At 67.0% G+C, this 21,062-nt stretch carries 22 protein-coding genes and 2 pseudogenes; 12 read left to right on the top strand and 12 right to left on the bottom strand.

Annotation, left to right across the window (positions count from 1 at the left end; all coding sequences use genetic code 11):
• Window positions 1-30: 30 nt before the first annotated feature.
• The 6 genes from ncot_RS14045 to ncot_RS14020 form a co-directional block, all read right to left on the bottom strand.
• Window positions 31-519, bottom strand: a complete 489-nt coding sequence (locus ncot_RS14045) for a hypothetical protein (RefSeq protein ID WP_168618171.1) — start codon at window positions 517-519, stop codon at window positions 31-33.
• A gap of 200 nt (window positions 520-719) precedes the next feature.
• Entirely contained in the window at window positions 720-1,052 is a 333-nt protein-coding gene (locus tag ncot_RS14040; RefSeq protein ID WP_168618170.1) for a hypothetical protein, read from the bottom strand.
• A 1-nt stretch (window position 1,053) separates the two neighbouring features.
• Window positions 1,054-2,169, bottom strand: a complete 1,116-nt coding sequence (locus ncot_RS14035; protein ID WP_168618169.1) for a hypothetical protein — start codon at window positions 2,167-2,169, stop codon at window positions 1,054-1,056.
• Window positions 2,170-2,350: 181 nt separating this feature from the next.
• Window positions 2,351-2,581, bottom strand: coding sequence for a hypothetical protein (locus ncot_RS14030; RefSeq protein WP_168618168.1), 231 nt, complete (start codon window positions 2,579-2,581; stop codon window positions 2,351-2,353).
• Window positions 2,582-3,043: 462 nt separating this feature from the next.
• Entirely contained in the window at window positions 3,044-4,603 is a 1,560-nt protein-coding gene (locus tag ncot_RS14025; RefSeq protein ID WP_168618167.1) for a DEAD/DEAH box helicase, read from the bottom strand.
• Window positions 4,600-4,842 carry a helix-turn-helix domain-containing protein gene (locus ncot_RS14020; RefSeq protein ID WP_206064976.1) on the bottom strand — a complete coding sequence of 81 codons (243 nt, stop codon included), beginning with the start codon at window positions 4,840-4,842 and terminating at the stop codon, window positions 4,600-4,602. Before ncot_RS14020 ends, ncot_RS14025 begins: the two co-directional genes overlap by 4 nt.
• A gap of 122 nt (window positions 4,843-4,964) precedes the next feature.
• Here ncot_RS14020 and ncot_RS14015 point away from each other — a divergent pair, with 122 nt between their 5' ends.
• The 3 genes from ncot_RS14015 (at window position 4,965) to ncot_RS14005 (ending at window position 8,008) form a co-directional block, all read left to right on the top strand.
• The gene (locus ncot_RS14015; protein ID WP_168618166.1) at window positions 4,965-5,855 is read left to right on the top strand and encodes a hypothetical protein; all 891 of its coding nucleotides are present in this window, start codon (window positions 4,965-4,967) and stop codon (window positions 5,853-5,855) included.
• A gap of 82 nt (window positions 5,856-5,937) precedes the next feature.
• On the top strand, window positions 5,938-7,146 hold the full coding sequence (dcm, locus tag ncot_RS14010) for a DNA (cytosine-5-)-methyltransferase (protein ID WP_168618165.1): 1,209 nt from the start codon (window positions 5,938-5,940) through the stop codon (window positions 7,144-7,146).
• Between the two features lie 10 nt (window positions 7,147-7,156).
• Window positions 7,157-8,008 carry a hypothetical protein gene (locus ncot_RS14005; protein ID WP_206064975.1) on the top strand — a complete coding sequence of 284 codons (852 nt, stop codon included), beginning with the start codon at window positions 7,157-7,159 and terminating at the stop codon, window positions 8,006-8,008.
• Between the two features lie 249 nt (window positions 8,009-8,257).
• Here ncot_RS14005 and ncot_RS14000 read toward each other — a convergent pair whose 3' ends face one another.
• Window positions 8,258-9,328 carry an NAD(P)/FAD-dependent oxidoreductase gene (locus ncot_RS14000; RefSeq protein WP_168618164.1) on the bottom strand — a complete coding sequence of 357 codons (1,071 nt, stop codon included), beginning with the start codon at window positions 9,326-9,328 and terminating at the stop codon, window positions 8,258-8,260.
• A gap of 79 nt (window positions 9,329-9,407) precedes the next feature.
• Between ncot_RS14000 and ncot_RS13995 the strand changes: the two genes are divergently transcribed.
• From ncot_RS13995 to ncot_RS13965, 7 genes and pseudogenes are all read left to right on the top strand, one after another.
• Entirely contained in the window at window positions 9,408-10,031 is a 624-nt protein-coding gene (locus ncot_RS13995) for an XRE family transcriptional regulator (protein WP_168618163.1), read from the top strand.
• Between the two features lie 108 nt (window positions 10,032-10,139).
• A pseudogene (locus ncot_RS13990) lies at window positions 10,140-12,476 on the top strand (helix-turn-helix transcriptional regulator); the annotation flags it as partial.
• Window positions 12,477-12,542: 66 nt separating this feature from the next.
• Window positions 12,543-12,785 carry a LuxR C-terminal-related transcriptional regulator gene (locus ncot_RS19875; protein ID WP_346766644.1) on the top strand — a complete coding sequence of 81 codons (243 nt, stop codon included), beginning with the start codon at window positions 12,543-12,545 and terminating at the stop codon, window positions 12,783-12,785.
• A gap of 118 nt (window positions 12,786-12,903) precedes the next feature.
• Window positions 12,904-13,587 carry a hypothetical protein gene (locus ncot_RS13985; protein ID WP_168618162.1) on the top strand — a complete coding sequence of 228 codons (684 nt, stop codon included), beginning with the start codon at window positions 12,904-12,906 and terminating at the stop codon, window positions 13,585-13,587.
• On the top strand, window positions 13,584-14,279 hold the full coding sequence (locus ncot_RS13980; RefSeq protein ID WP_168618161.1) for a DUF2306 domain-containing protein: 696 nt from the start codon (window positions 13,584-13,586) through the stop codon (window positions 14,277-14,279). Before ncot_RS13985 ends, ncot_RS13980 begins: the two co-directional genes overlap by 4 nt.
• Entirely contained in the window at window positions 14,276-15,133 is an 858-nt protein-coding gene (locus ncot_RS13970; protein WP_240937908.1) for a GNAT family protein, read from the top strand. Before ncot_RS13980 ends, ncot_RS13970 begins: the two co-directional genes overlap by 4 nt.
• 48 nt (window positions 15,134-15,181) lie before the next feature.
• A complete protein-coding gene (locus ncot_RS13965; protein ID WP_168618160.1) occupies window positions 15,182-15,613 on the top strand; it encodes a hypothetical protein in 432 nt (143 codons plus the stop codon).
• Here ncot_RS13965 and ncot_RS13960 read toward each other — a convergent pair.
• The 3 genes and pseudogenes from ncot_RS13960 to ncot_RS19720 all read right to left on the bottom strand — a co-directional run.
• Complete coding sequence (locus tag ncot_RS13960) at window positions 15,565-16,527, bottom strand: class I SAM-dependent methyltransferase (protein WP_168618159.1); 963 nt, start codon at window positions 16,525-16,527, stop codon at window positions 15,565-15,567. The genes ncot_RS13965 and ncot_RS13960 overlap by 49 nt on opposite strands.
• Window positions 16,524-17,147, bottom strand: a complete 624-nt coding sequence (locus ncot_RS19725) for an FAD-dependent oxidoreductase (RefSeq protein WP_240937907.1) — start codon at window positions 17,145-17,147, stop codon at window positions 16,524-16,526. The genes ncot_RS13960 and ncot_RS19725 overlap by 4 nt, the downstream gene beginning before the upstream one ends.
• A 158-nt stretch (window positions 17,148-17,305) precedes the next feature.
• Window positions 17,306-17,491: pseudogene (locus ncot_RS19720) on the bottom strand (FAD-dependent oxidoreductase); the annotation flags it as partial.
• 112 nt (window positions 17,492-17,603) lie between these two features.
• Between ncot_RS19720 and ncot_RS13950 the strand changes: the two are divergent.
• On the top strand, window positions 17,604-18,197 hold the full coding sequence (locus ncot_RS13950; protein ID WP_168618158.1) for an XRE family transcriptional regulator: 594 nt from the start codon (window positions 17,604-17,606) through the stop codon (window positions 18,195-18,197).
• A gap of 19 nt (window positions 18,198-18,216) precedes the next feature.
• Here the strand turns inward: ncot_RS13950 and ncot_RS13945 are convergent, their stop codons facing one another.
• Together ncot_RS13945 and ncot_RS13940 are read right to left on the bottom strand one after the other, a co-directional pair.
• The gene (locus tag ncot_RS13945; protein WP_168618157.1) at window positions 18,217-18,408 is read right to left on the bottom strand and encodes a hypothetical protein; all 192 of its coding nucleotides are present in this window, start codon (window positions 18,406-18,408) and stop codon (window positions 18,217-18,219) included.
• 102 nt (window positions 18,409-18,510) lie between these two features.
• The gene (locus tag ncot_RS13940; RefSeq protein ID WP_168618156.1) at window positions 18,511-19,839 is read right to left on the bottom strand and encodes an FAD-dependent oxidoreductase; all 1,329 of its coding nucleotides are present in this window, start codon (window positions 19,837-19,839) and stop codon (window positions 18,511-18,513) included.
• Between the two features lie 75 nt (window positions 19,840-19,914).
• On the opposite strand from ncot_RS13940, the gene ncot_RS13935 reads away from it, so the two are divergent.
• Complete coding sequence (locus ncot_RS13935) at window positions 19,915-20,838, top strand: LysR family transcriptional regulator (RefSeq protein WP_168618155.1); 924 nt, start codon at window positions 19,915-19,917, stop codon at window positions 20,836-20,838.
• Window positions 20,839-21,062 lie beyond the last annotated feature (224 nt).

The raw sequence follows: 21,062 nt of genomic DNA, 5'->3' as shown, positions 1-21,062 counted from the left end.
CCACTGTGCCACGCCCTCGGGCGGGTTGAGTTACATGCGGTTGAGCATCATGGCCCGCGCCATGCGGACTGTCATGCCAGACGCTCGGTCCAGGCGCGAGTGGCAGGAGAAGCAGCGAGGCTGGTAGTGCTCGATGTGCTCGCAGTACGGCGAGCCGGCGCTCTCGGGGTCACAGGGCTTCGTCGGTCCCGACCGCTCGTCGGGACAACCCCTGACGTAAGACCACGTGTCTGCCCAGGCGGGGCAGTCGATGCACTCGTGCTCGCTCGCGGGTCCGCGTGCGGCGCGTACGCGCTCGTGCGCTCGCGGGTAGCCACGGTCGATGCCGTCATCCGTGCGTGGGCGACCACCAGTGCAGCCGCAGGACCGCGTACGTCGTTTCAGGTCGCTCTGTCGCACCGTGATCGTGTTGCCGCAGTCGCATCGACACTCGTACATGCGGTGGTAGCCGCGCTTGTCGAGCTCGCGTACGACGACAAGCAGTCCGAACCTCTCGTTGGTCAGATCGGTCTTGGTCATTGCAGTGTTCCTTCCAGGTCTGAGGGGCGCAGGGCAGGCAGCGGACTCATTGCCTGCCCCTGCGCCCAGAGGCCGTCAGAACTCGTTTCGTGGGCTCTGACGGCGGGTGAGGGGGTCAGTCCTCGGGAGTGAGGGCGTCAGCCGCTCGCTGGCTCTCCAGGAGCAGGAGCAGCATCTCCGGGGTCATGTGGATCTCGTGCTCATCCATCACCACTCCCGAGAGGTCGGTAAGCCTCGATCTCGCCGTAGAGGTTCCGTAGGATCTCGACAGCGCCTTCGCGCTCCAGCCGCTCGTACTTCCCCTTGACCTGCGGGGCGAGTGCACCGGAGCGGGACATGCCCTCGGGTCGCCTCCAGCCCTCGTCGCCGTTGACGACCGGGCGTTCGGGCTTCTTGCTGTCAGCGATGGCAGCGTCGATGCCACCCTCAGCCTGAGCCGCGAGGTAGTCCTCACGGCTCCGCTTGTTGGAGAGGCGGGAGTCTCTGCCGATGAACTCCTCGTCGGAGATCCGTCCGTCGATGTAGTTGGTCATCTCAGACTCCCTCGACCTTCTCGAAGGAGAAGTCGAGCGAGATGGTCAGCCCGAACTTCTGGGTGGGGACTCGGACGCCGATGAACGCCTGCTGCCTGGTCTGCCACAGACCCGCGTCCACGACCTCCTCGACGGTGATCTTGTCGAGCACGCCAGCGGACGTGTGGACTCCTGTGTTGAAGTGACTGAGCGTGGCGTCGATGAAGTGCTGCATCTGGTAGAGCGGAGGACGCTCGTCCTCGACTCCGAAGGTCGCCACGATTTTGCCCTTCGCCTTGCCCTCCTCGGGGACGCTCAGGGAGGCCTCCGCGGTGTGCCACACGGCGTCGTAGGAGCGGTAGGTCTCGGTCGCCTTGTTGCCGCCACGCTTCAGTTCAGCGTCGAAGGCTCGTTCGAGCACGTGGGCGAACTCGGTGACCGCACCCTCGGAGGGCTGGATCAGGCGAGTCACCGGCCAGAGGGCCTGCTCGAAGTCGATGAGGCCAGCAGTCACGAAGACCTCAGAGCCGGTCTCCTTCAGAGCATCTTCCAGAGCGTCCAGGTCGAGTCCGGTGTTGCCGAGCTCAGTGAAGCGAAGGCGACCAGACGGCTTCACGGTGCCGTAGTCGGTCGTGGCTTCCACCTGGGACAGCACCACTGCGTCAGCGATGCCCTGCACGTCACGGGGGCGTTTGCGAAGGAGGACAGGCACGTCAACCAGTGACTCGAAGGTCTCGACGGCGAGGGAGGCGAGATGGTCGTCAGCGAGGAAGGGCCTCAGGGCACCCTCGGCCTTCTGGACCTCCGCAGCGGCAGGCTTCCTCTTGCCCTTCAGCCGTCGAACCGTCGTGGTCGCAGAGAACAGGTCCATGTCGTCCACGTCGTCGCTGCCAGCGTCCACAGCGGCGTCCAGGCGAGCCTTCTCAGCCTCAGCGGCAGCGATCTGCCGCTCGATGTCTGCGAGAGCCTGCCGAGCGGCGTCAGCGGCCTTGTAAAGCTCCTGACGGGCCTCCTCGTCGGCTCGGATGCCTTCGGCTCGGAGGTTGTTGGCGACCTCGGTTCGCTGGGCCTTCAGGCTCACGATCTGGTCGGTGATCTCCCGGAACTGGTCGATCGAGTTGGTGGTCATGGTGGTCATCGGTTCTCCTTCGGGTTGGTGTTGGTGTTCTGGCACTTCAGGCAGGGCTTCAGCCAGCCCTTCGCGATGTGCCGTGCTCGGACCTCGGTCAGCGAGCCGCAGGCTTGGCAGCGGAGACGAACTCGGTTGCCGTCTCCTCGGCTTGGGGCTGGGCCGACCTCGATCCATGTGTGGAGGTTGGTCATCGCCGCTTGCCTCGACCTCGCCTCGACTTGCCAGCGATCCCGATGCGCTCGGCATCGCGCTTGGTCACCCGGTCGCCTCGCTGTCGCCGGTTGTCCTTCGGAGCGAAGGTCTTCGGCATCGCATCGAGCCTCAGTCCCTCGGGAGAGACGTACGGCTCGTGGACATCGGCCAGCAGGCCGGTCTCTCGGAGGATCTTCTGCTGGTCAGGGGTTAGGGGGTTCTTCATCTATGGATCTCCTTCGGGGTTGTCGGATTACCGGCCAGCGGGGTTGCTGGTCGGGTGTTGTGAGAGATGGGCCGCGTCAGCGGCCCCAGCGGGCTACCTGTTGAGAAGGCAGCCCGGTGAGGTCGAGTGAGTCACTGTGGGTCACCTGACCTCGATCCCAAGTTCTCCTCCGATGCCTTGCCGGTGGCAGCAACGGCTACTTGGGGGTGGGGATGGGAACCAGAGGGAGAGGAGCAAGCAAGGTCGCCTGTCCAGGTGTCCAAGGCCTACTTGCTTCCCTCTCTGGCGGGTGGGGAGCCCCTGCGACGTGTGACGTGCGCCAGCAGTGGACGATGCGCGTGCAGGAGCTTGCGACTGCGCGGTAGCGCGTCTATACCCGGTTTTCACGATCATGAGAATGGTTCTCAACTGCGACTGACCCGTTGTTTCAAGTCGTTCGCAATAAGCGATTGAGAACCGTTCTCAACTTGCCTGCCTGACCATGCGCTCGTACATCTGGGCCACGACTCCGGGCCTCTTGGTGCCTTCAGGGAAGTGCAGCATCGTCAGCGGACCCTTGCCCGACAGGTAGCCGACCTTGCGGAGCTTGGTCATGTGGTTGTTGACCGTCCCGGCAGTAGATCCGACCTTCTGGCCGATCGCCTCGGCATCCACCGACGCTCGGATCGAGTCGCTGTCCTCGATCGCCTCCACGATCGCCTGAGCCGTGTAGGCGACGGTCGGAGAGACCTCCCGGTCGTGCTCGATCTCCTCCCACCACTTGCTACGGATCGCCCGAGCCTCGTCCAGCGTCCAGGCGCTCGGCAGGTGCTCAGCACTCACGATCCCGGCGTACTGCCGCGCCCGAGTCAGCGCCGTGTAGTGCCAGCCTCGCGACTGGTGCGAGAGCCAGCCCTCATCGACCACGAGCACCGAGTCCCACTCGGAACCCTGAGCCTTGTGGCACGTGATGGCGTCAGCGAACGTCAGCGCATCGACACCGGCTCCCCGGTAGTCCCAGATGCCCTTCTTCTCAGCAGCGCACCCGGAGAACATGCTCGCGGGCACTCGGGTAGAGCGACCGTCCGAGAAGCCGATCTCGAAGTAGTCGAACTCGGGCCACCCGCCCTTGTTGCTGGCAGGCATCGTCGCCCTCGTCGCCCACGCGACCTCGAACTGGTCACCCTTCACGCCGAAGGCACTGTTCTCCAGCATCACCAGCCGGTCGCCCTTGTCAGGCTCACCCGCAGGCATCCCCTTCGCCTGACGGAGCAGGTTGATGATGTGCCACCGGGTCTCGTTCTGGTAGGCGATGACCTGATCGGCTCGGAGCAGCGCCTCGATGCCCGGTCGCGAGCCGACGCCAGCGATCTCCCACATAACACCGAAGTCACGCCCGTCAGGGCCTCGGACGGCCTGAGCGGCTTGCAGGACTCGCGAGCCTTCGGCGCTCCGGTGGATCGTCTCCAGGCGAGCGGTGTGGTTACCCTCGGTCGCCCACGGGCTCGGCTCCGCAGCCTTCACCGGCCACAACTGAGCCGGGTCACCGACAGCGAGCACCCGCAGGTTCTCCCGCCTACCTCCACCTGTCGCGAGGTCGTTGAACAGGTCCCCCGAGTCAGGGTGGTACAGCACCCGAGCGGCCCACTCCTTCGACACCATCGAACATTCGTCCAGGATCAGCAGGTCGATGTTGTCGAGCCCTGCCGCCCCCTTCGCGAGCGGGTGGAAGTACGACGCTCCGGTCCGCTTGCTCTTGCGGTGCTGCCAGATGAGACCGGGACTGTGCAGCGTCGTCGCGCCAGTCAGCCCCTTGCTCCGCATCACCTGAGCGGCCTTGTTGGTCGGTGCAGCGAAGTGCAGCCGCAGGTCGTCACCACGGGCCTCTCGGAGCCGTCGCACGACCTCCTTCAAGACCGTCGTCTTGCCGGTTCCGGCGTAGCCGTGGAGCTTGAACACGCGCTTGCCGTCCGGGTCGGCGTACCAGTCCAGGATCGCCGCGACGGCCTCTTCCTGCTCATCGGTGAGGGTCAGTGTCTTCATGCGACCGCCTGAGTCCGTCCAGCGGTCTCGTACTGCTCCACGTCGGCCAGCGCGTAGCGGACGCTGTTGCCGATCTTGCAGTAGGTCGGGCCTGTGCCTCGGGCTCGCCAGTTGGCGAGAGTGCCGGGGGAGACCTCCCAGCGTTCTGCCAGCATCTCGGTGGTCAGGTAGATGGGTGCCGAGGTTGTCGTCCTTGCCGAGCCGCCTCGTAGCGCGTCTGTGGTTGTCGTATGACTCAACTGCTCCTCCTTGGTGTCGTCGTTGCGGGTGGTAGGAGCAATACTACGAAAATGATCTGATAGGATATGAAAAACGCACTGTTTGTCGAACAGTGCAACTACGCGAGTGGAAGGGGTTGCGGGTGGCCGAGGATGCGTCGGAGCCGACCAGAGTCGAGATCGAGACGAGTGTTTGGCGAGGGGCCGTCACGCTCGCGGAGAGCGTCCCCGGCGGAGGGGACTGGTCTGTCGTCGGAGTTGAAGTCTCGGCCCTGGACGGGTCTGCCCTCAGCGCCGCAAGACTCCGCGCTGTCCCGTGGGGCGAACTCCTCGAACGTGCGCGAGTTCAGGTCGCTGGATCTTCCAGACGGTCGCCGTTCGTCAGTCCGAGCGACACCTTCCTCACAGCGTTCACTGTGGATCGCAGGGGCAAGAGTGCTCGTACTGAACGTGACTATGCCGAGTTGGCCGCTGCCTACCTCGCGTTCGGACAGGAGCGCGGCCACAAGGCCGCAAGCCACTGGGCAAAGAAGTTCGGCAACCGCTCAGCCCAGCGATGGCGCATGGACATCAAGAGAGCCAAGGAGCACTACCTCGAACCAACGCCGGAGGGGACGCTGGCGCTTACTGACGAAGCATGGCTGCTCATCTACGGAGAAGACTTCTTCGACGTGTTGGAGGTCGAGAACGCCATCGAGGCTGACGTGGAACAGATCGAAGACCGTATCGAGGATCTTGTCGGTCAGATCGAGCGCCTGGAAACCAGCGGATTGGCTATGTATGCCGATGCCCAACGGGATGTCGGAGAGTTGGCGCGCCGGAACGGGGTCCAGGTGACGCGGACAGCCGTACAGGATGCATGGTTGAAGCGCCTCGCAGAGACTGATCCGGCCCTGCGGCAGTCTGTCCAGGTCGCACAAGAACTGTCGCGCCAGCGAGGCGTCAATGTCTCCACCAAGGCCGTACTCGACGCACGGTTGAGGCAAGAGCGCCAGAAGTTGGCGGGGGTGAACTCGCCCCATGCGCCTGAGTGAGCAACGCCGAGCAGACGCGAAACTCGAGTTTGTCGGCGGATCGGGCTACCGTTCGCAGCAAGGTCAAGGGTAGGAGAGCGCAGTGCGGATCGCAGGGTTGTTCGCTGGTATCGGCGGCATCGAGCAGGGCTTCCATCGTGCCTTGGGTCGGGATGTTCAGACCGAACTCCTTTGTGAGTGGTGGGAGCCTGCCCAAGACGTTCTCCGCGCCCGGTTCGCGGGTGTCGAGCTCCACCCGGACGTACGCGAACTCCGAGACCTTCCGAAGGGCCTGGACCTGCTCTCGGCAGGCTTCCCATGCACCGATCTCTCGCAGGCCGGCCGGACTGCTGGCATCACGGGCGCAGCTTCCGGTCTGGTTTCAAACGTGTTCGAGGCGTTGCGCCTGACGGCTGCCAGCGACCGCCTTCCGTGGCTGATGATCGAGAACGTCCCGAACATGCTCACGCTCGACAAGGGTAAGGCGATGGCCTACCTCGTCCACGAGATCGAGGCGCTTGGCTACCGATGGGCCTACCGAGTTGTGGACTCCCGCTTCACGGGTGTCCCGCAGCGCCGCCGTCGTGTGATCCTGCTGGCGTCGGCCACGGAAGATCCCCGACGTGTCCTGTTCGCAGATGACGCTGGCGAGCGGCCTGAGACCGATCTCAAGTCCGATGCGTTCGGCTTCTACTGGACAGAGGGCCGTGGAGGCCTCGGGTGGGCTCAAGACGCCGTTCCGACCCTCAAGGGTGGCTCTACTGTCGGCATCCCGTCGCCACCGGCCATCTGGGTCCCAGGTGCCCCTGACGACCGCCTGTTCGTCACTCCGAGCGTTGAAGACGCCGAGGAGATGCAAGGCTTCGAGCGTGGATGGACCAACGTCACCACGACCGCCCGCAAGAACGGGCCTCGCTGGAAGTTGGTCGGCAACGCGGTCACGACGCGAGTGGCCGAGTGGGTCGCAGGTCGCCTCTCGAAGCCCGGTGATCCTGTTGTGGATCTCAACGGGCCGAGCATCACTCACCGTTGGCCCACGGCGGCATGGGGCGACTCAGGGGAGCGGCACGCGGTGTCGATCTCCGAGTTCCCGACCCTTGCGCCGTACGAACACCTGTCGTCTGTTGTGGATCTCAACGAGGCCGCGCCCCTGAGCGCTCGGGCGATCAACGGCTTCCAGAACCGCCTCTCCCAAGGGAACCTTGGCCGGTTCGAGGGCTTCCGCGATGACGTGGCTCGATACCGCGAGACGAAGTGGTCAATGCACTACGACAGCGGGGTCCTCCCCGTCCAGGTGCCCAAGGTGAGCTAACGTCACCTCCGTGCATGGACCGGAGATCTTGACGCGATACCTGAGCGCGATGGGTCCTGCCGATAAGAACGGGGTCCGCTGGCAGTACCACTCTCGATCCGACCGCCATTCCAAGGTTGGCTGCTGGGGAGTCGCGTTCGACCTCCTCCGTACGTCGTCTCTGATGCAGTCACATGCCGCGAGCGGCAAGGTGATCCTGGGCGTCAACCACGAGATGCGCGACTACGGCACGGGTCGGAAGAAGGATCTCGACCTCGTGATCGCCCGACCGAATGGGGACGTTCCGGCCAAGGGGCCGACGTTCAAGTCGCTCGTGGAGCAGTACCAGATCGTTCTCACTGCCGAGGAGCAGTCGATGCTCGACGGGCTGCCTGACATGCCCGTCGCGCCCGTTGGTGCTGTTCTGGTGGCTCTCGAAGCCAAGGCGTGCATGACGGCACACGTCAAGTCGTTGCCAAGGCTCTACGACGAACTCAACTCGTCGCATCTGTGCGTGCATGGGGCCTCGGTCCAGGCACTCGCCATCGCCTACGTCCAGGTGAACCACGCGGAGACGTTCATCTCCCCGATCATCAACTCCAAGGACATCGCTCGCGGCCTGGACCCGGAGATCTCGGTTCACAAGCAACCTGCCGACACTCAGCGAGTACTCAACAAGGTGGCCGAGATCCCGAGGCGTAGCAACAACAAGGGCACCGGCTTCGATGCCATCGGCGTCACTGTCCTGGATCTGGTCAACGACGGCTCGCCCGTCACTCTGTTCGAGGCTCCGCCGGCCCCGCAGAGGGGTGACCACTTCCACTACGGGTCAATGATCGTGCGGATGGCGAACGAGTACGACGCGACCTTCGCGCACATTTGAGCCCTCGCAGTTCCCGATCTATTCACGAAGAACTCCCGAAAAACGTCGTGAATGACGATGATCTGCTGAGGCTTGCAGGTGGCTGAGATCGCGTAAACATGCAGGTCGGAGTGCATTTCAGTGACCTTGGGTGACCTCGCCACGTCGTTCCCCAGAGGTCGCAGGTTCAAATCCTGCCCCCGCTACAAATGTGATGTCTCAGGACATCGAAGACACCCGAACTCACGGAAACGTGGGTTCGGGTGTCTGTCATTTCGGGGTCGTGGTTGGTAGTCCTTGCTGGGGTCGACGGTGAGTTCGCGGAGCAGTTCTCCGGTTCAGTCCGAGCCGGAAGCGGGTGACCGCGTGCTCGGCGTCCTCTTCGGTGAGGTCGTTGTTGATGGCGATGGCCGCTGCGGACCCTTCGCCGGCGGCGGTGATGACTTGGGCGCGGGGGTTGGTGGCGTTCCCCGCCGCCCAGAGACCGGGGACGCTGGTTTTGCCGGTCTGGTCGACAGCGACCCAGCCGTTCGCGTGGGTAGCTGCGCCGACGCCGGTCAGCAGGGAGTCGTTGGGAACGAAGTCGGGGCGGACGAACAACGCGGCCCTGGGGACGACTTGGCCGGTCGCGAGCTCGACGCCGGTGAGATGGTCGTCTTCGACGATGAGCTGGCTGACGTGTTCGTCGACGATGCCGATGGCCGAGGCGACGAGCCGTTCGCGTTGGTCGGCGGTGAGGGTCGCGCCGTTGGAGAAGAGGACGACGTCGTCGGACCACTGGCGGATCAGGAGGGCGTGGGTGACGGACTCAGGGTTGCCGCCGAGCACGCCCAGAGGTTGGTCGCGGACCTCGTAGCCGTGGCAGTACGGGCAGTGCAGGAGGTCCTTTCCCCACCGTTCGCGTATGCCGGGGATGCCGGGGATGTCGTCGCGGAGCCCGGTGGTGACCAGGACGCGCCGCGCGGTCAGGGCGGTACCGTCCTCGAGTCGGACCAGGAACCTTGCGGAGCCGTCTGCGCTGCCGGGGTCGATGCTGGTGACGGTGCCGTGGACGAACTGTCCGCCGTAGCCGGCGACCTCTGTGCGGCCGGCTGCCAGCAGCTCAGTGGGCGGGAGGCCATCGGAGCCGAGGAAGCCTTGCATGTGGGCGGCCGGGGCGTTGCGGGGGTGGCCGGCGTCGATGACGACGACGCGTCGGCGGGCTCGCGTCAACACGAGCGCGGCGGACAAGCCGGCCGCGCCGCCGCCGATGACTGCCACATCGAACCCGGTGGCCTCAGTGCCAGCATGGGCTGACTGTGCGGTCCCGTCGATGTGCGGCTGGGTGCTGTTCTCATTCATGGTGACGAGAGTCCATCTCGCGAGAGCGAACGACAACTGACGTTGCCGTTCCTGGGAACTTGCAGCGAAGATGATCTCCATGGGTCACGGAGAAAAGGTGGCTACGGGCTCGGCCATCGAGACCGCGTTGGATGGTGTCGCGCCGCGGTTGAGGAAGATCCGCGAGCAGCGCGGGGCCACATTGACTGACGTGGCCACCCGGACCGGTATCTCGAAGAGCACCCTGTCGCGGCTGGAGAACGGGCAGCGCAAACCGAGCCTCGAGCTGCTGCTGCCGCTGGCCGAGCTGTACCGGGTACCGCTGGACGATCTGGTCGGCGCACCCGAATCGGGCGACCCGCGCATCCGGCTCAAGCCGCGCCGTGTTCACGGCCGCACCGTGCTTCCTCTGACCCGGCATCCGGGCGGGGTGCAGGCGTGGAAGATCGTCATTCCGGTCAACCAGACCAAGCCTGAGCCGCGCACCCACGACGGCTACGAGTGGCTGTACGTCCTCACCGGTCGGATGCGGTTGGTGCTGGGCCACCAGGACCTCGTGCTTGAGGCCGGAGAGGCAGCGGATTTCGACACCCAGCTGCCGCACTGGTTCGGCAGCACCGGCGAGGGCCCGGCAGAGGTGCTCAGCATCTTCGGGCGGCCGGGTGAGCAGATGCACGTACGCGCCAGCACCAAGAGCACCTCCCAGGGTGACGGTGCGCACTAGATCGGCGACGAGGTGGGTCTGGTGACGAAGACCGCTCTCGTCGAGACGAAGCTCTTCCCTCCTCGCCGACGCGACGGCGCGGTCCCTCGCCCCCGCCTCGACGACCTCATGAGCCAGACCGCGCGCCTCACGTTGGTGTCCGCACCGGCTGGGTTCGGGAAGACCACGCTCGTCGGCTCCTGGGTCGCCGGACAGGTCGCGGCCGCCGGTGCTCGGCTGGCCTGGGTGTCGCTCGACGCTGGCGACAAGGACGCGGGGACGTTCTGGACCTACGTCCTGACCGCACTGGACCGCGCCGCGCCGGGCACCGGGTCTGGAGGACTGACCGCTCTCAGCTCTGGACAACCGGTCGAGGTGGTCATCGGTTCAGTCGTCAACGAGCTCAGCGTCTTGCCTGATGACGTCGTCCTTGTTCTTGACGACTACCACCTGGCCGACGGGCCACCGCTGCAGCCTGGTCTGGCCTTTCTCCTGGACCGTCTCCCGCCGCAGGTCCGTCTGATCATCACCACGCGCGCGGACCCGACTCTCCCGCTGGCTCGGATGCGAGCTCGCGGAGAGCTTGTCGAGATCAGGGCCGCCGACCTGCGATTTACCGAGAACGAGACCTCGACCTTCCTGACCGCCGCAACCAGCAGGGAACTCGACGCGGGCGACGTGACCGCGCTGAGCCACCGCACCGAAGGTTGGATCGCCTCACTACAACTTGCGGCCTTGTCGTTGCGCGGCCGCGACGACCCGTCGGCGTTCATCGCAGGGTTCGCCGGCGACGACCGGCACGTCGTCGACTACCTCGTCGAGGAAGTCCTCTCCCAACAGTCCGACGAGGTTTGTACCTTCCTACTCGACACGTCCGTGCTCGACGGCCTCACCGGAACCCTGTGTGACGCCGTCACCCGCACGGGCGGGGGCGCCCAGATGCTGGAGTCGTTGGACCGGCGCAATCTATTCGTCGTACCGCTGGACGACCAACGCCGCTGGTACCGCTACCACCACCTGTTTGCCGACGTCCTCCGAGCACGCCTCCTCGCAGAACGCCCCGGAGACGTCACCGAGCTGCACCGGCGTGCCAGCCGCTGGTTCGACCAGGCCGGCCAACCGGACGAGGCAGTTCGGCACGCCCTCGCCGGCGGCGACCTCGATGGAGCAGCCGATCTCGTCGAGCACGCCCTCCCAGAACTGCGGCGCCAGCGGCGTGAGCACCTCCTGCGCGCATGGGCCGAGCAGCTCCCCGACGACATCGTCCGCAACCGGCCGGTCCTCGCGGTGGGGCTGGTCAGCGGTCTGATGGCCAGCAACGACTTCACCGATGTCGACCGCCGCCTGCGCGACATCGAGAAGACCCTCGCCCGTCCGGCCACCGACCTCGTCGTGCTCGATCCTGGCGAACTGGCGCGTCTACCGGCGGCGGTGGAGACGTACCGAGCCGGACTCGCCTTGGTTGCTGGGGACCTCGCTGGCGCCATCAGCCATGCCGACGACGCACAGGCCAAGTCACTGCCAGATGATGACCTGACCCGGGCGGCTGCCGCCGGCCTGGCCGGCCTGGCGCACTGGGCGGCCGGCGACATCCAAGAAGCCCACGCGGCCTTCACGACCTGCGCCACCGGGCTCGAACGCGCCGACCACATCGCAGACGTCCTGGGCTGCTCGCTCACCCTGGCTGACATGGAGCTCGCTCTCGGGCGCCTCCGGGCCGCCGAGGCCACCCTCGATCGGGCCCTGGACCTGGCTGACCGTCATACGCCGAAGGATGCTGTGGAGCCAGGACATCCCCTTGTCCTGCGTGGCACCGCCGACATGTATGTCGCCTTGAGCCGTGCAGCGTGGCATCGCAACGAACTGGACCAGGCGGCCGAGCTTCTGGGTCGCGCCGACGACCTCGGCGAGGCGGCAGGACTGCCCCAACATCCCTACCGGTGGCGAGTCGCGCTGGCCCGGTTACGGGCTGCCGCCGGCGACCACGCCACAGCACTCGACCTGCTCGACGAGGCCGAACGCGTGTACGTCGGCGACTTCTCCCCACAGGTGCACCCAATCCACGCAACTCGGGCCCGGGTCCTGCTTGCATCCGGTGACCTGGACGCCGCCGTCGACTGGTCCCGCCGTCATGACCTGTCTGCGGACGACGGCCTGTCCTACCTGCGCGAGTACGAGCACCTGACTTTGGCCCGGGTTCTCCTCGCACAGCACCAGGCGACCGGCGCTCCAGGCCAGCTCGAGGCCGCTACCGGGCTCCTCGACAGGCTCCTACACGCAGCCGAGACCGGACGCCGGTTCGGAACCGTCATCGAGGTGGAGGTCTTGCGAGCCCGGGCCAACGCCTCAGGAGAGCACGCAGACGCTGCAGCGGCCGCCCTCGAGCACGCCGTCGACCTGGCTGAACCGGATGGCTGGGTGAGATACATCGTGGACGCCGGACCAGAGCTGACACCCCTCCTGGGCCACCTGGCAGCACAGTGCCCGGACTCGACGTTCCTCAACCGGCTCGTCCCCGACGCCACTGCGTCGGTGGCACCTGCACCTGGCGCCCAAACGCTCATCGAGCCGCTCAGCGACCGCGAGCTCGACGTGCTTCGGCTCCTAGCCTCCGAGCTCGACGGCCCCTCCATTGCGCGGCATCTGGTGGTTTCGCTGAACACGGTCCGCACCCACACCAAGCACATCTACACCAAGCTCGACGTCAACAGCCGTCGCGCGGCGGTCAGCCGCGCCCACAAGATCGGCCTCCTCAGCCGCAGGCCCGGGACCTGACAATCAGCACTGAGAATCACCACCTCGCTCACATCAGGTGGTGATGTGGGCTCACCACGTGCGTTCGTACGTTCCCGGTATCGCCAGGCGCCCCGCCCGGCTGGACCAGGAGCCCGACATGAATGTCACCACCACCGCCCTGACCAAGGCTGCCGGCATCGCCGCCGCCACCGCCGGCGTCATCTTCATCGCCGTCCAGATCAACCACCCCGCCACCGACGCGTACCTGACTGAGACCAACGAGTGGGTCATGCGCTGCTCCGCCAAGGGCGTCATGGCCGCCCTCGCGCTGGCAGGCATCACCGGCATCTACTTGTCTCAGGCCCGCAAGATGCGGGCCCTGGGTCTGGTCGGGTTCGTGACGTTCGCAGCCGGCTACCTGACCATGTTCGCCACCCAGATGATGGCGGTGTTCTTCCTCCCCGCGCTGACCGACAAGTCGCCCCGGTTCGTCGCCGACGTCATCGTCGCCGCCGACGGCGGCAAGCCCACCGGCGACATCGGCCACATTCAGGTCCTGTTCAACATCACGGGTGCCTGCTACATGCTCGGCGGTCTCATGTTCGGCATCGCCCTGTTCCGCGCCGGGGTCCTGGCCCGCTGGGCCTCGGCTCTGCTGGCTGTCGCCACGGTCGGCACCGCATCCCTGGCGGTCCTGCCGGAGGCGTTCAACCGGCCGATGGCCGTTCCCACCGGCATCGCCCTCATCGGGCTCGGGGTCTCCCTGTGGCGCACCACCCTGCAGGGCACGACCAAGTCAGCCACCCCGGGCGTCTCCACGCAGGTTGCGGCGAGTCGATGAGCTCCCAGACCGCGCTCCCCGCGAGCGGTCACCGGGACCGGTCACGCAGCTGGCCGGTCCCGGTTGCCCTCATCGTCTTGTCCGCAATCCCGCTCACAGCCGGCGCGTTGCGGCTCGTCCAACTGGCAGGTGGGCCTGCGGTGATTCCGGCCGACCACCGGTTCACCGGGTTCCCGGCCGCGCTCGTGGTTCATATCGTCGGCGCAGGGATCTTCGCGTTCGTCGGTGCGTTCCAGTTCGTCCCCGGGCTGCGGCGCCGGAGCTGGCACCGGCGCGCCGGGCGTGTCCTCGCTGTCGCAGGGGTTCTGGTCGCCGGTTCCGCGCTCTGGCTCACCCTGTTCCATGAAGCTCAACCCGGCACGGGCGACCTGCTGTATGCCTTCCGGCTGATGTTCGCTTCGGCGATGGCCGCGTGTCTGGTGCTGGGGTTCACCGCCATCCGTCGCCGCGAGACAGAGGCCCACAGCGCATGGATGACACGTGCGTACGCCCTCGGGCTCGGTGCCGGCACCCAGGCGTTCACCGAAGGTATCGCCGATGCCGTTTTCGGCGCCGGCGAGCTGACGGGGGACCTTGCCAAGGGTGCCGGATGGGTCATCAACCTCGCCGTCGCTGAATGGGTCATCCGGCGGCGCCGCAACCAGGACGCCCGTCCCCCCGGGCGCGCCGCGTTGCCGGTGGTGGCGTCATGACCGCGGTCCGAAACCTTGACCTCGACGCTGGCCGCCCGGTCTGCTACAGCGTCGACGTGGCGGGCCTCCTCGATGACCACTGGTCCGACTGGCTTGGTGGTGTGACTCTGCGCCGCAACGAAGACGCGACCACGACTCTGACCAGTCAGGGCGTCGACCAGGCCCAGCTCCATGGGCTTCTGGTCGCCGTTCGCGACATTGGCGCCACACTGCTCGCCGTTCGACAGACCGACTGCGACCCGGCCCGCGCAATCCCCTCCAGCAGCGCGAGCGATCAGGAGCCGATCCTGGGGCGGGTTCTGAAGACCGAACGGCTCGTCCTTCGGCCAGCACGCCCGGACGACCAAGACGCAACCTGGGCGTTCCGGCGTCTCGACTCGGTCAACGAGTGGCTCACCGGCTGCCCGACCGATCTCGACGGCTACCGTGCCCTCTTCAACGAGCCCGGCCGACTCGCCAGCACGGTCATCGTCGAGCTGTCCGATGGCACCATCATCGGAGACTTCATGCTCCGCCGCGAAGACGCCTGGGCCCAGCTCGAGGTCGCAGAACAAGCGGTCGGCGCACAGGCCGAACTGGGTTGGGTCCTCGACCCCACGTACAGCGGACGCGGCTACGCCACCGAAGCCGTGCACGCGATGCTCCGTCACTGCTTCACAGACCTCGGCGTCCACCGAGTCGTCGCCAACTGCTTCCTCGGCAACGACGCCTCTTGGCGTCTGATGGAACGCGTCGGCATGCGTCGCGAGACCCACGCGGTCGGGGAGTCCCTGCACCGATCGGGGCAATGGTTGGACACCGTGGCCTACGCACTCCTCGCCCAGGAGTGGGTCCACGAGAACGCTCGCAGGTAAGCCTCCGTACTCAACGAACCAACCGCACAACCAATAGAAGGAGGAACGATGGTCACCACCGTCGAGACCCCACGCACCAGCACCCCCTCGCTCTCGCTGACCCGCCTGCACATCATGCGCGGCGGCTACTTGTTCATGGGCCTCGGTCTCGTCCTGGTCAAGTGGCCGAAGCTCCCAGACGCGCACACCATGCCGGTGTACGAAGCAGTGACGCTCTGCCTGCTGACCGCCATGTCCCTGCTGGCGTTCCTCGGCCTGCGCTACCCCGTCAAGCTGCTGCCAATCCTTCTGTTCGAGGCTGCGTGGAAGGTGCTGTGGTTCGGGATCGTCGCGCTTCCGCAGACGCTTGACGGCGGACTCAACAGCGGAACATCCGACATGGTGGCTAGAAACGCGCTCGTCGTCGTCATCATCGCGGTCATCCCATGGCGCTACGTGTGGACCACGTTCGTACGTACCGAGGGGGACCCATGGCGGTGAAGTCGCCCATCCACCCACGCGATCCGTGGAGTTGGCCCGCCGCGCGCATCGCCCTCGGAGAAGGGGAGGGGATGACAGCACGCATGGCCGGCATGATCATCGCAGCGATGGTCGGATCGACCTTGTCGCCGACCAGCGGCGATGGGCTGGTGTTCACGAGGTTCCACCTTCAGGAGGGCAGGCTGAGGAGGCGCCGTGGCCCCCTTGTGGCTGGCGCTGGTGGGGCGGTCGTAGTTGCGGCGGGATGCTCGCACGACGACGTCGTGGATGGTGGTCTGCCGACCGTTCGGCCCGGCCATGGTCCGCTGGGACTCCTCGGCGGTGTCGATGCTCCAAACAGCTGTGTCGAGGCGATCGGTGATGGTGGCGGCGGTGGCGGATGCCTCCGCGGGCGGCTGGGACGAGTCGTGCCCGTGCTCCCCGCCGTGCCCGTGGCCGTGCCCGTGGTCGTGCGCTTGCGCCGGGGAGCCGGGGGAGTCGTGGTGGAGGTGGCCGACGATGAGCAACGTGCCCCCCGGTGCCACCCACGACGCGATGCGGTCGTAGAAGTCCAGCTGCGACATCTCAGGGTGGGCGTAGTGCGTGGTGACCAGGTCGTAGCGGACGGGCGGCTCCGAGGTCGAGAGGTCCGCCCGGACCCAGTCGACCTGCCCCTCCACGCCGGCCTCGACCGCCCGGTCCTCGGCAAGGGCCAGCGCCGCCTGTGCGACGTCCGCACCGGTGACCTTCCAGCCCTGTGAGGCGAGCCAGATGGCCTCGGCTCCCGCGCCACAGCCCGCATCGATCGCGGTTCCGGGCGTCAGGTCACCGACCTGCTCGACCAGGTGGGGGTTGGGATCGCTGCTGCTCATGGCGGTGGCGCGGTCGCCGGTCCAGATCTGGTCCCAGTAGTCCTTGTCGAATGAGTGGGTCATCCGTTGTTCCTTCCGGTGGGGGCGTCATCGAGCTCGGCGACCGCCCGGTCGAGGTCCTTGTCGATGAGGTCGGTGTTGATGTGCTGGGCGGCAAGGGCTCCAGCCGCTGCGGCGCCACTGACCTGTGCGCCGATGTCCGTGGCGTTGCCTGCCACCCAGACACCTTCCACGGCGGTCTGTCCGAAGGCGTCGGTCTCGATGTAGGAGCCAGCCGGGTGGAGGGTCGGCTCCAGACCGATCCCGGCGAAGGGTTCGATGCGGGCGACCATCGGGGTGGCGACGACGACGGCATCGACCGCGATGACCCGTCCGTCCCGGAGCCGCACGCCGGTGACCTCTTCGTCCTCGAGCTCCAGGCTCGAGACGGCGCCGTCGATCACCGGGATCTCGAGGGCCCGCAGCTTCAGCCGCTCCTCGTCGTTGACCTGGTGGTCCCCCGAGAACAGCATGACCTGCGGGCTCCACTGCCGGAAGAGGAACGCCTTGTGCACCGCCATCGGGCTGGTGACCAGCACTCCGATGCGGCGATCGCGCACCTCCCAGCCGTGGCAGTAGGGGCAGTGGAGCACGCCGCGGCCCCACTGCTCGCGAACGCCGGGGATCTCCGGCAGCTCGTCCACCAACCCGGTGGCGATGAGCAGGCGTCGGCCGTGGACCTGGCTCCCGTCGCGCAGTGCGACCGCGAAGCCGTACGACGCGCAGCTGACGTCGGCGACGTCGCCGCAGACGAACTCAGCGCGTATCCGCGGACCTCCTCGCGGCCCTTGGCCAGCAGCGCTGCCGGGTTGATGCCTTCGTGCCCGAGCAGCCCGTGGACCGCACTCGCGGGTGCGTTGCGCGGCTCGCCGGCGTCCACGAGGGTCACCGTACGCCGGGCGCGGGTCAGCGTGAGTGCCGCGCTCAGGCCGGCGGCTCCGGCTCCCACGATCACCACGTCTCTGATCGGAGCATCAATTCCTGCCATCGTTCGAGCCTCCTGGCGTCTGTCGGACCACCCGTTCGGTGGCCCACAGATTGAGAATGACTCTCAAGGACCAGAATTGCAAAGGATGTTGCCAAATGGAAAACTCGACCGCATGGAGAACACCGACCGCACGCTCGACGCGGTGGGCCCGAGGCTGAAGGGCCTGCGCCAACGCCGCGACATCACGCTCAATGAGCTGGCCGACGAGACGGGAATCTCGGTCAGCACGCTGTCGAGGCTCGAGGCAGGACTTCGCCGTCCGACGCTCGAGCAGTTGCTGCCCCTGGCGCGGGTGCACGGCGTCACCCTCGACGAGCTCGTCGACGCGCCACCCACCGGCGACCCTCGCGTCAACCTACGTCCGATCCCCACCCGTGACGGTCGGACGATCCTGCCCCTGTCCCGCCGGTCCGGGGGCATCCAGGCCTACAAGTTCATCCTCCCCGCCGGTCGTGACGACGCCGAGCCCGAGCTGCGGACCCACGAGGGCTACGACTGGGCCTTCGTGCTCTACGGGAAGCTCCGGCTCGTGCTCGGCGAGCACGACCTCGTCCTCGAGCCCGGCGAGGCAGCCGAGTTCGACACCCGCACCCCGCACTGGTTCGGAGCGACCAGCTCAGGGCCCGTCGAGTTCCTCAGCCTGGTCGGCAAGCAGGGCGAGCGGGCCCACGTCCGAGCGGCCCCCAGGAGGAGCGGCACCGAGTAGGCCTGCGGTTGCCGGGAGGTCAGAGATCCTCGGGAAGCTTGGAGTCCGCGATCGACTCCTCGGCAGGTCGTTCGGTGAAGTTCGGCTGCTCCTCGGGATCCAGCTTGACCCGCTCGGCGGCATCGGCTGTCTCCATGTGTTCCTCGTCGGGCACGCCCTCGATCTCCACGGGACGATCGTGGGAGGACTGGGAGTTCTCTGGTGTGGTCATGACGCGACCGGTACCCCGTGGCGAGCTGACCATGACGAGAGCTGGTGGCCCGGTCGGGGTGAGCGTCCGGGCGCGGGCCGGCAGGACAGGTGGAGGGACCTCTCAGCGGGCCACGCGCAGCATCTCGTCGCGGTCGACGACCTTGATGCGAGTGCGACCGTCGGCCTCGCCGAGGGAGACCTCGTGGTTGTCGAGGTTCTCCCAGTTGGCGAACTCGACCACCTCCACGCCGCGCTCGGCGAAGTAGGCGTCGACCGCTGCGGGGTCGCGCTCGGCGGCCGTGGCGACCGTGTCCTCGAGGAGGTGGGCGACCGTCTGGGCGGCGTCGCTCTTGGTGTGGCCGATCAGCCCGACCGGCCCCCGCTTGATCCATCCAGTGACGAAGGTGCCCGCCATCGGTTCACCCTCGAGGTCGAGAACTCGACCCTCGTCGTTGGGGATGACCGCCGCGCGGGTGTCGAAGGGCAGGTCCGTGATCGGCGTGCTCCGGTAGCCGACCGCTCGATAGACCGCTTGGACGTCCCAGTCAGTGATCTCGCCGGTTCCCTCGACGCCGCCGTCGCCCACGAGTCGGGTGCGCTCGGTGCGGAAGCGCTCCACCTGTCCGTCACCCTCGATCGCCACCGGCTGCTCCAGGAAGTGCAGGTGGATGCGGTGCGGCTTTCCGCTGGGCTCGCGGCCGACCCAGTTCGACAGGGTGTTGAGGACCATCTTGGCCTGTTTGTTCCTGGCGATGTGCTCCATGCTGGCGTCGTCGACCTCGAAGCCCTCCGGGTGCACCACCACGTCGACGTTGGGGGAGTGTGCCAGCTCGCGGAGCTCGAGGGGGGAGAACTTCGCGTACGCCGGCCCGCGACGGGCGAAGACGTGGACGTCGGTGGCCTGCTTGGCCTTCAACCCGGCGTACACGTTGGCGGGAATGTCGGTGGTGAGCATCTCGTCACCGGTCTTCGCGAGCACGCGTGCCACGTCCAGAGCGACGTTGCCGGCGCCGACGACGGCCACGCTCCGGGCCTCCAGCGGCCAGTCGCGGGCCACGTCGGGGTGGCCGTCGTACCAGCAGACGAAGTCAGCGGCCCCGAACGAGCCCGGCAGGTCCTCTCCGGGAATGTCGAGGTCGCGGTCGGCCATCGCCCCCGTGGCGATCACCACAGCGTCGTAGAAGTCGCGCAGGTCGTCGAGCTTCACGTCGACGCCGTAGGTCACGTTGCCGAGGAAGCGCACCTCGGGCTTGGCCAGCACGCGCTGGAGAGCCTTGACGATCTCCTTGATGCGCGGGTGGTCAGGGGCGACGCCGTAGCGGACCAGGCCGAACGGCGCGGGCAGCCGCTCGAGGATGTCGACGGAGACGTCGGTCTCGGACTTGGTCAGAAGGTCCGCCGCGTAGATGCCGGCCGGACCGCCACCCACGATTGCCACACGAAGAGTCATGTGACCAGTCTGCGCAGAAGACGTCACCGCCGGAACGACAATGGGCTTGTGGTGTCACAAGGTAGGCTTGTGGCCATGCTGAGCTCACACATCCCTGACCTTCGCGGACTGGAGCTGTTGGTGGTGCTGGCTCGCACCGGCAGCCTGAGCTCGGCCGCCCAGGAGCTCGGGATCAGCCAGCAGGCCGCCTCCTCGAGGCTGCGGACGATGGAATCGGTGGTGGGGGCCTCCCTGGTGGCCCGCACGCGGAAGGGTTCCAAGCTCACCGCACACGGGGACCTCGTGGTGCAGTGGGCGAGTGGCGTGATCGATGCGGCCGAGCAGCTCGATGCGGGCATCGCAGCGTTGCGCCAGGGACGACGTGGACACCTGGCCGTGGCAGCGAGCCTGACGATCGCCGAATACCTGCTGCCCTCGTGGCTGGTCGCCGTGCGCGCGCGCCAGCACGGCCTCGGCCTGCCTCCGACCGAGTTCACGATGACAGCGACGAACAGTGAGCGCGTGGCCGCACTGGTCCAAGCCGGAGTGGTCGACCTCGGGTTCGTGGAGGGGCCCGACACTCCGGAGAACCTCCAGCACCGCCTCGTCGGGATCGACAAGCTGGTCGTGGTGGTCGGCCGTGACCATCCGTGGGCCGCTCGCTCCAGCCGTCGGGTGACGGCTGCGACCCTGGCCTCCACCGCCCTCGTCGTGCGTGAGACCGGGTCCGGGACCCGCACCGTGCTGGAACGAGCCCTGGCCGGCTTCGACACCGCGGCCCCGGTCCTCGAGCTCTCCAGCACGGCAGCGGTCTGTGCCGCGGTGGCCGCGGGTGCGGGGCCGGCGGCCCTCAGTGCCCACGCGGTGCGCAACGACGTGGCCAGCGGTCGCCTGGTGCAGGTCGGGGTGACCGGGCTGGACCTCTCGCGTCGGCTGCACGCCGTGTGGACCGGAGGCCCGAGCCTGCCCGCGGGTCCCGCGCGCGACCTCGTGGAGTGGGCCGTCAACTCCGGCCAGTAGGCACCAGCCGCGCGACAGATCCACGGCGGAGACGGGCGTGTGACGCTGTGGTCAGTGGGTACCGCTCCGCCAGCACGGCACGAACGCACCCCGGGTCAGTGCCACCCTCGAAGAGTCGTGGAGGACAACATTCACCTGAACTGGGCGATGGCGAACATCAGGAACAGGACCAGGAGGATGACGAGCACCACACTGGCAACCATGAAGCCTCGTCCGCTCTGGCC

Origin of the sequence: Nocardioides sp. JQ2195, assembly GCF_012272695.1 — a bacterium.
In the GTDB taxonomy this organism is placed as follows: Bacteria; Actinomycetota; Actinomycetes; order Propionibacteriales; family Nocardioidaceae; genus Nocardioides.
Note: the sequence above shows the minus strand (reverse complement) of the source record. Positions and strands in the feature narration are given on the sequence as shown.

Excerpts from the sequence above, each read along its gene's own strand:
- ncot_RS14045 (WP_168618171.1), bottom strand. The coding sequence starts at position 519 with ATGACCAAGACCGATCTGACCAACGAGAGGTTCGGACTGCTTGTCGTC.
- ncot_RS13960 (WP_168618159.1), bottom strand. The coding sequence starts at position 16,527 with ATGACCCACTCATTCGACAAGGACTACTGGGACCAGATCTGGACCGGC.
- ncot_RS13985 (WP_168618162.1), top strand. The coding sequence starts at position 12,904 with ATGAATGTCACCACCACCGCCCTGACCAAGGCTGCCGGCATCGCCGCC.
- ncot_RS13945 (WP_168618157.1), bottom strand. The coding sequence starts at position 18,408 with ATGACCACACCAGAGAACTCCCAGTCCTCCCACGATCGTCCCGTGGAG.
- ncot_RS14040 (WP_168618170.1), bottom strand. The coding sequence starts at position 1,052 with ATGACCAACTACATCGACGGACGGATCTCCGACGAGGAGTTCATCGGC.
- ncot_RS13940 (WP_168618156.1), bottom strand. The coding sequence starts at position 19,839 with ATGACTCTTCGTGTGGCAATCGTGGGTGGCGGTCCGGCCGGCATCTAC.
- ncot_RS13970 (WP_240937908.1), top strand. The coding sequence starts at position 14,276 with ATGACCGCGGTCCGAAACCTTGACCTCGACGCTGGCCGCCCGGTCTGC.
- ncot_RS13935 (WP_168618155.1), top strand. The coding sequence starts at position 19,915 with ATGCTGAGCTCACACATCCCTGACCTTCGCGGACTGGAGCTGTTGGTG.
- ncot_RS14030 (WP_168618168.1), bottom strand. The coding sequence starts at position 2,581 with ATGAAGAACCCCCTAACCCCTGACCAGCAGAAGATCCTCCGAGAGACC.
- ncot_RS13950 (WP_168618158.1), top strand. The coding sequence starts at position 17,604 with ATGGAGAACACCGACCGCACGCTCGACGCGGTGGGCCCGAGGCTGAAG.
- ncot_RS13965 (WP_168618160.1), top strand. The coding sequence starts at position 15,182 with ATGGTCACCACCGTCGAGACCCCACGCACCAGCACCCCCTCGCTCTCG.
- ncot_RS14025 (WP_168618167.1), bottom strand. The coding sequence starts at position 4,603 with ATGAAGACACTGACCCTCACCGATGAGCAGGAAGAGGCCGTCGCGGCG.
- ncot_RS14035 (WP_168618169.1), bottom strand. The coding sequence starts at position 2,169 with ATGACCACCATGACCACCAACTCGATCGACCAGTTCCGGGAGATCACC.
- ncot_RS13980 (WP_168618161.1), top strand. The coding sequence starts at position 13,584 with ATGAGCTCCCAGACCGCGCTCCCCGCGAGCGGTCACCGGGACCGGTCA.
- ncot_RS14000 (WP_168618164.1), bottom strand. The coding sequence starts at position 9,328 with ATGAATGAGAACAGCACCCAGCCGCACATCGACGGGACCGCACAGTCA.
- ncot_RS13995 (WP_168618163.1), top strand. The coding sequence starts at position 9,408 with ATGGGTCACGGAGAAAAGGTGGCTACGGGCTCGGCCATCGAGACCGCG.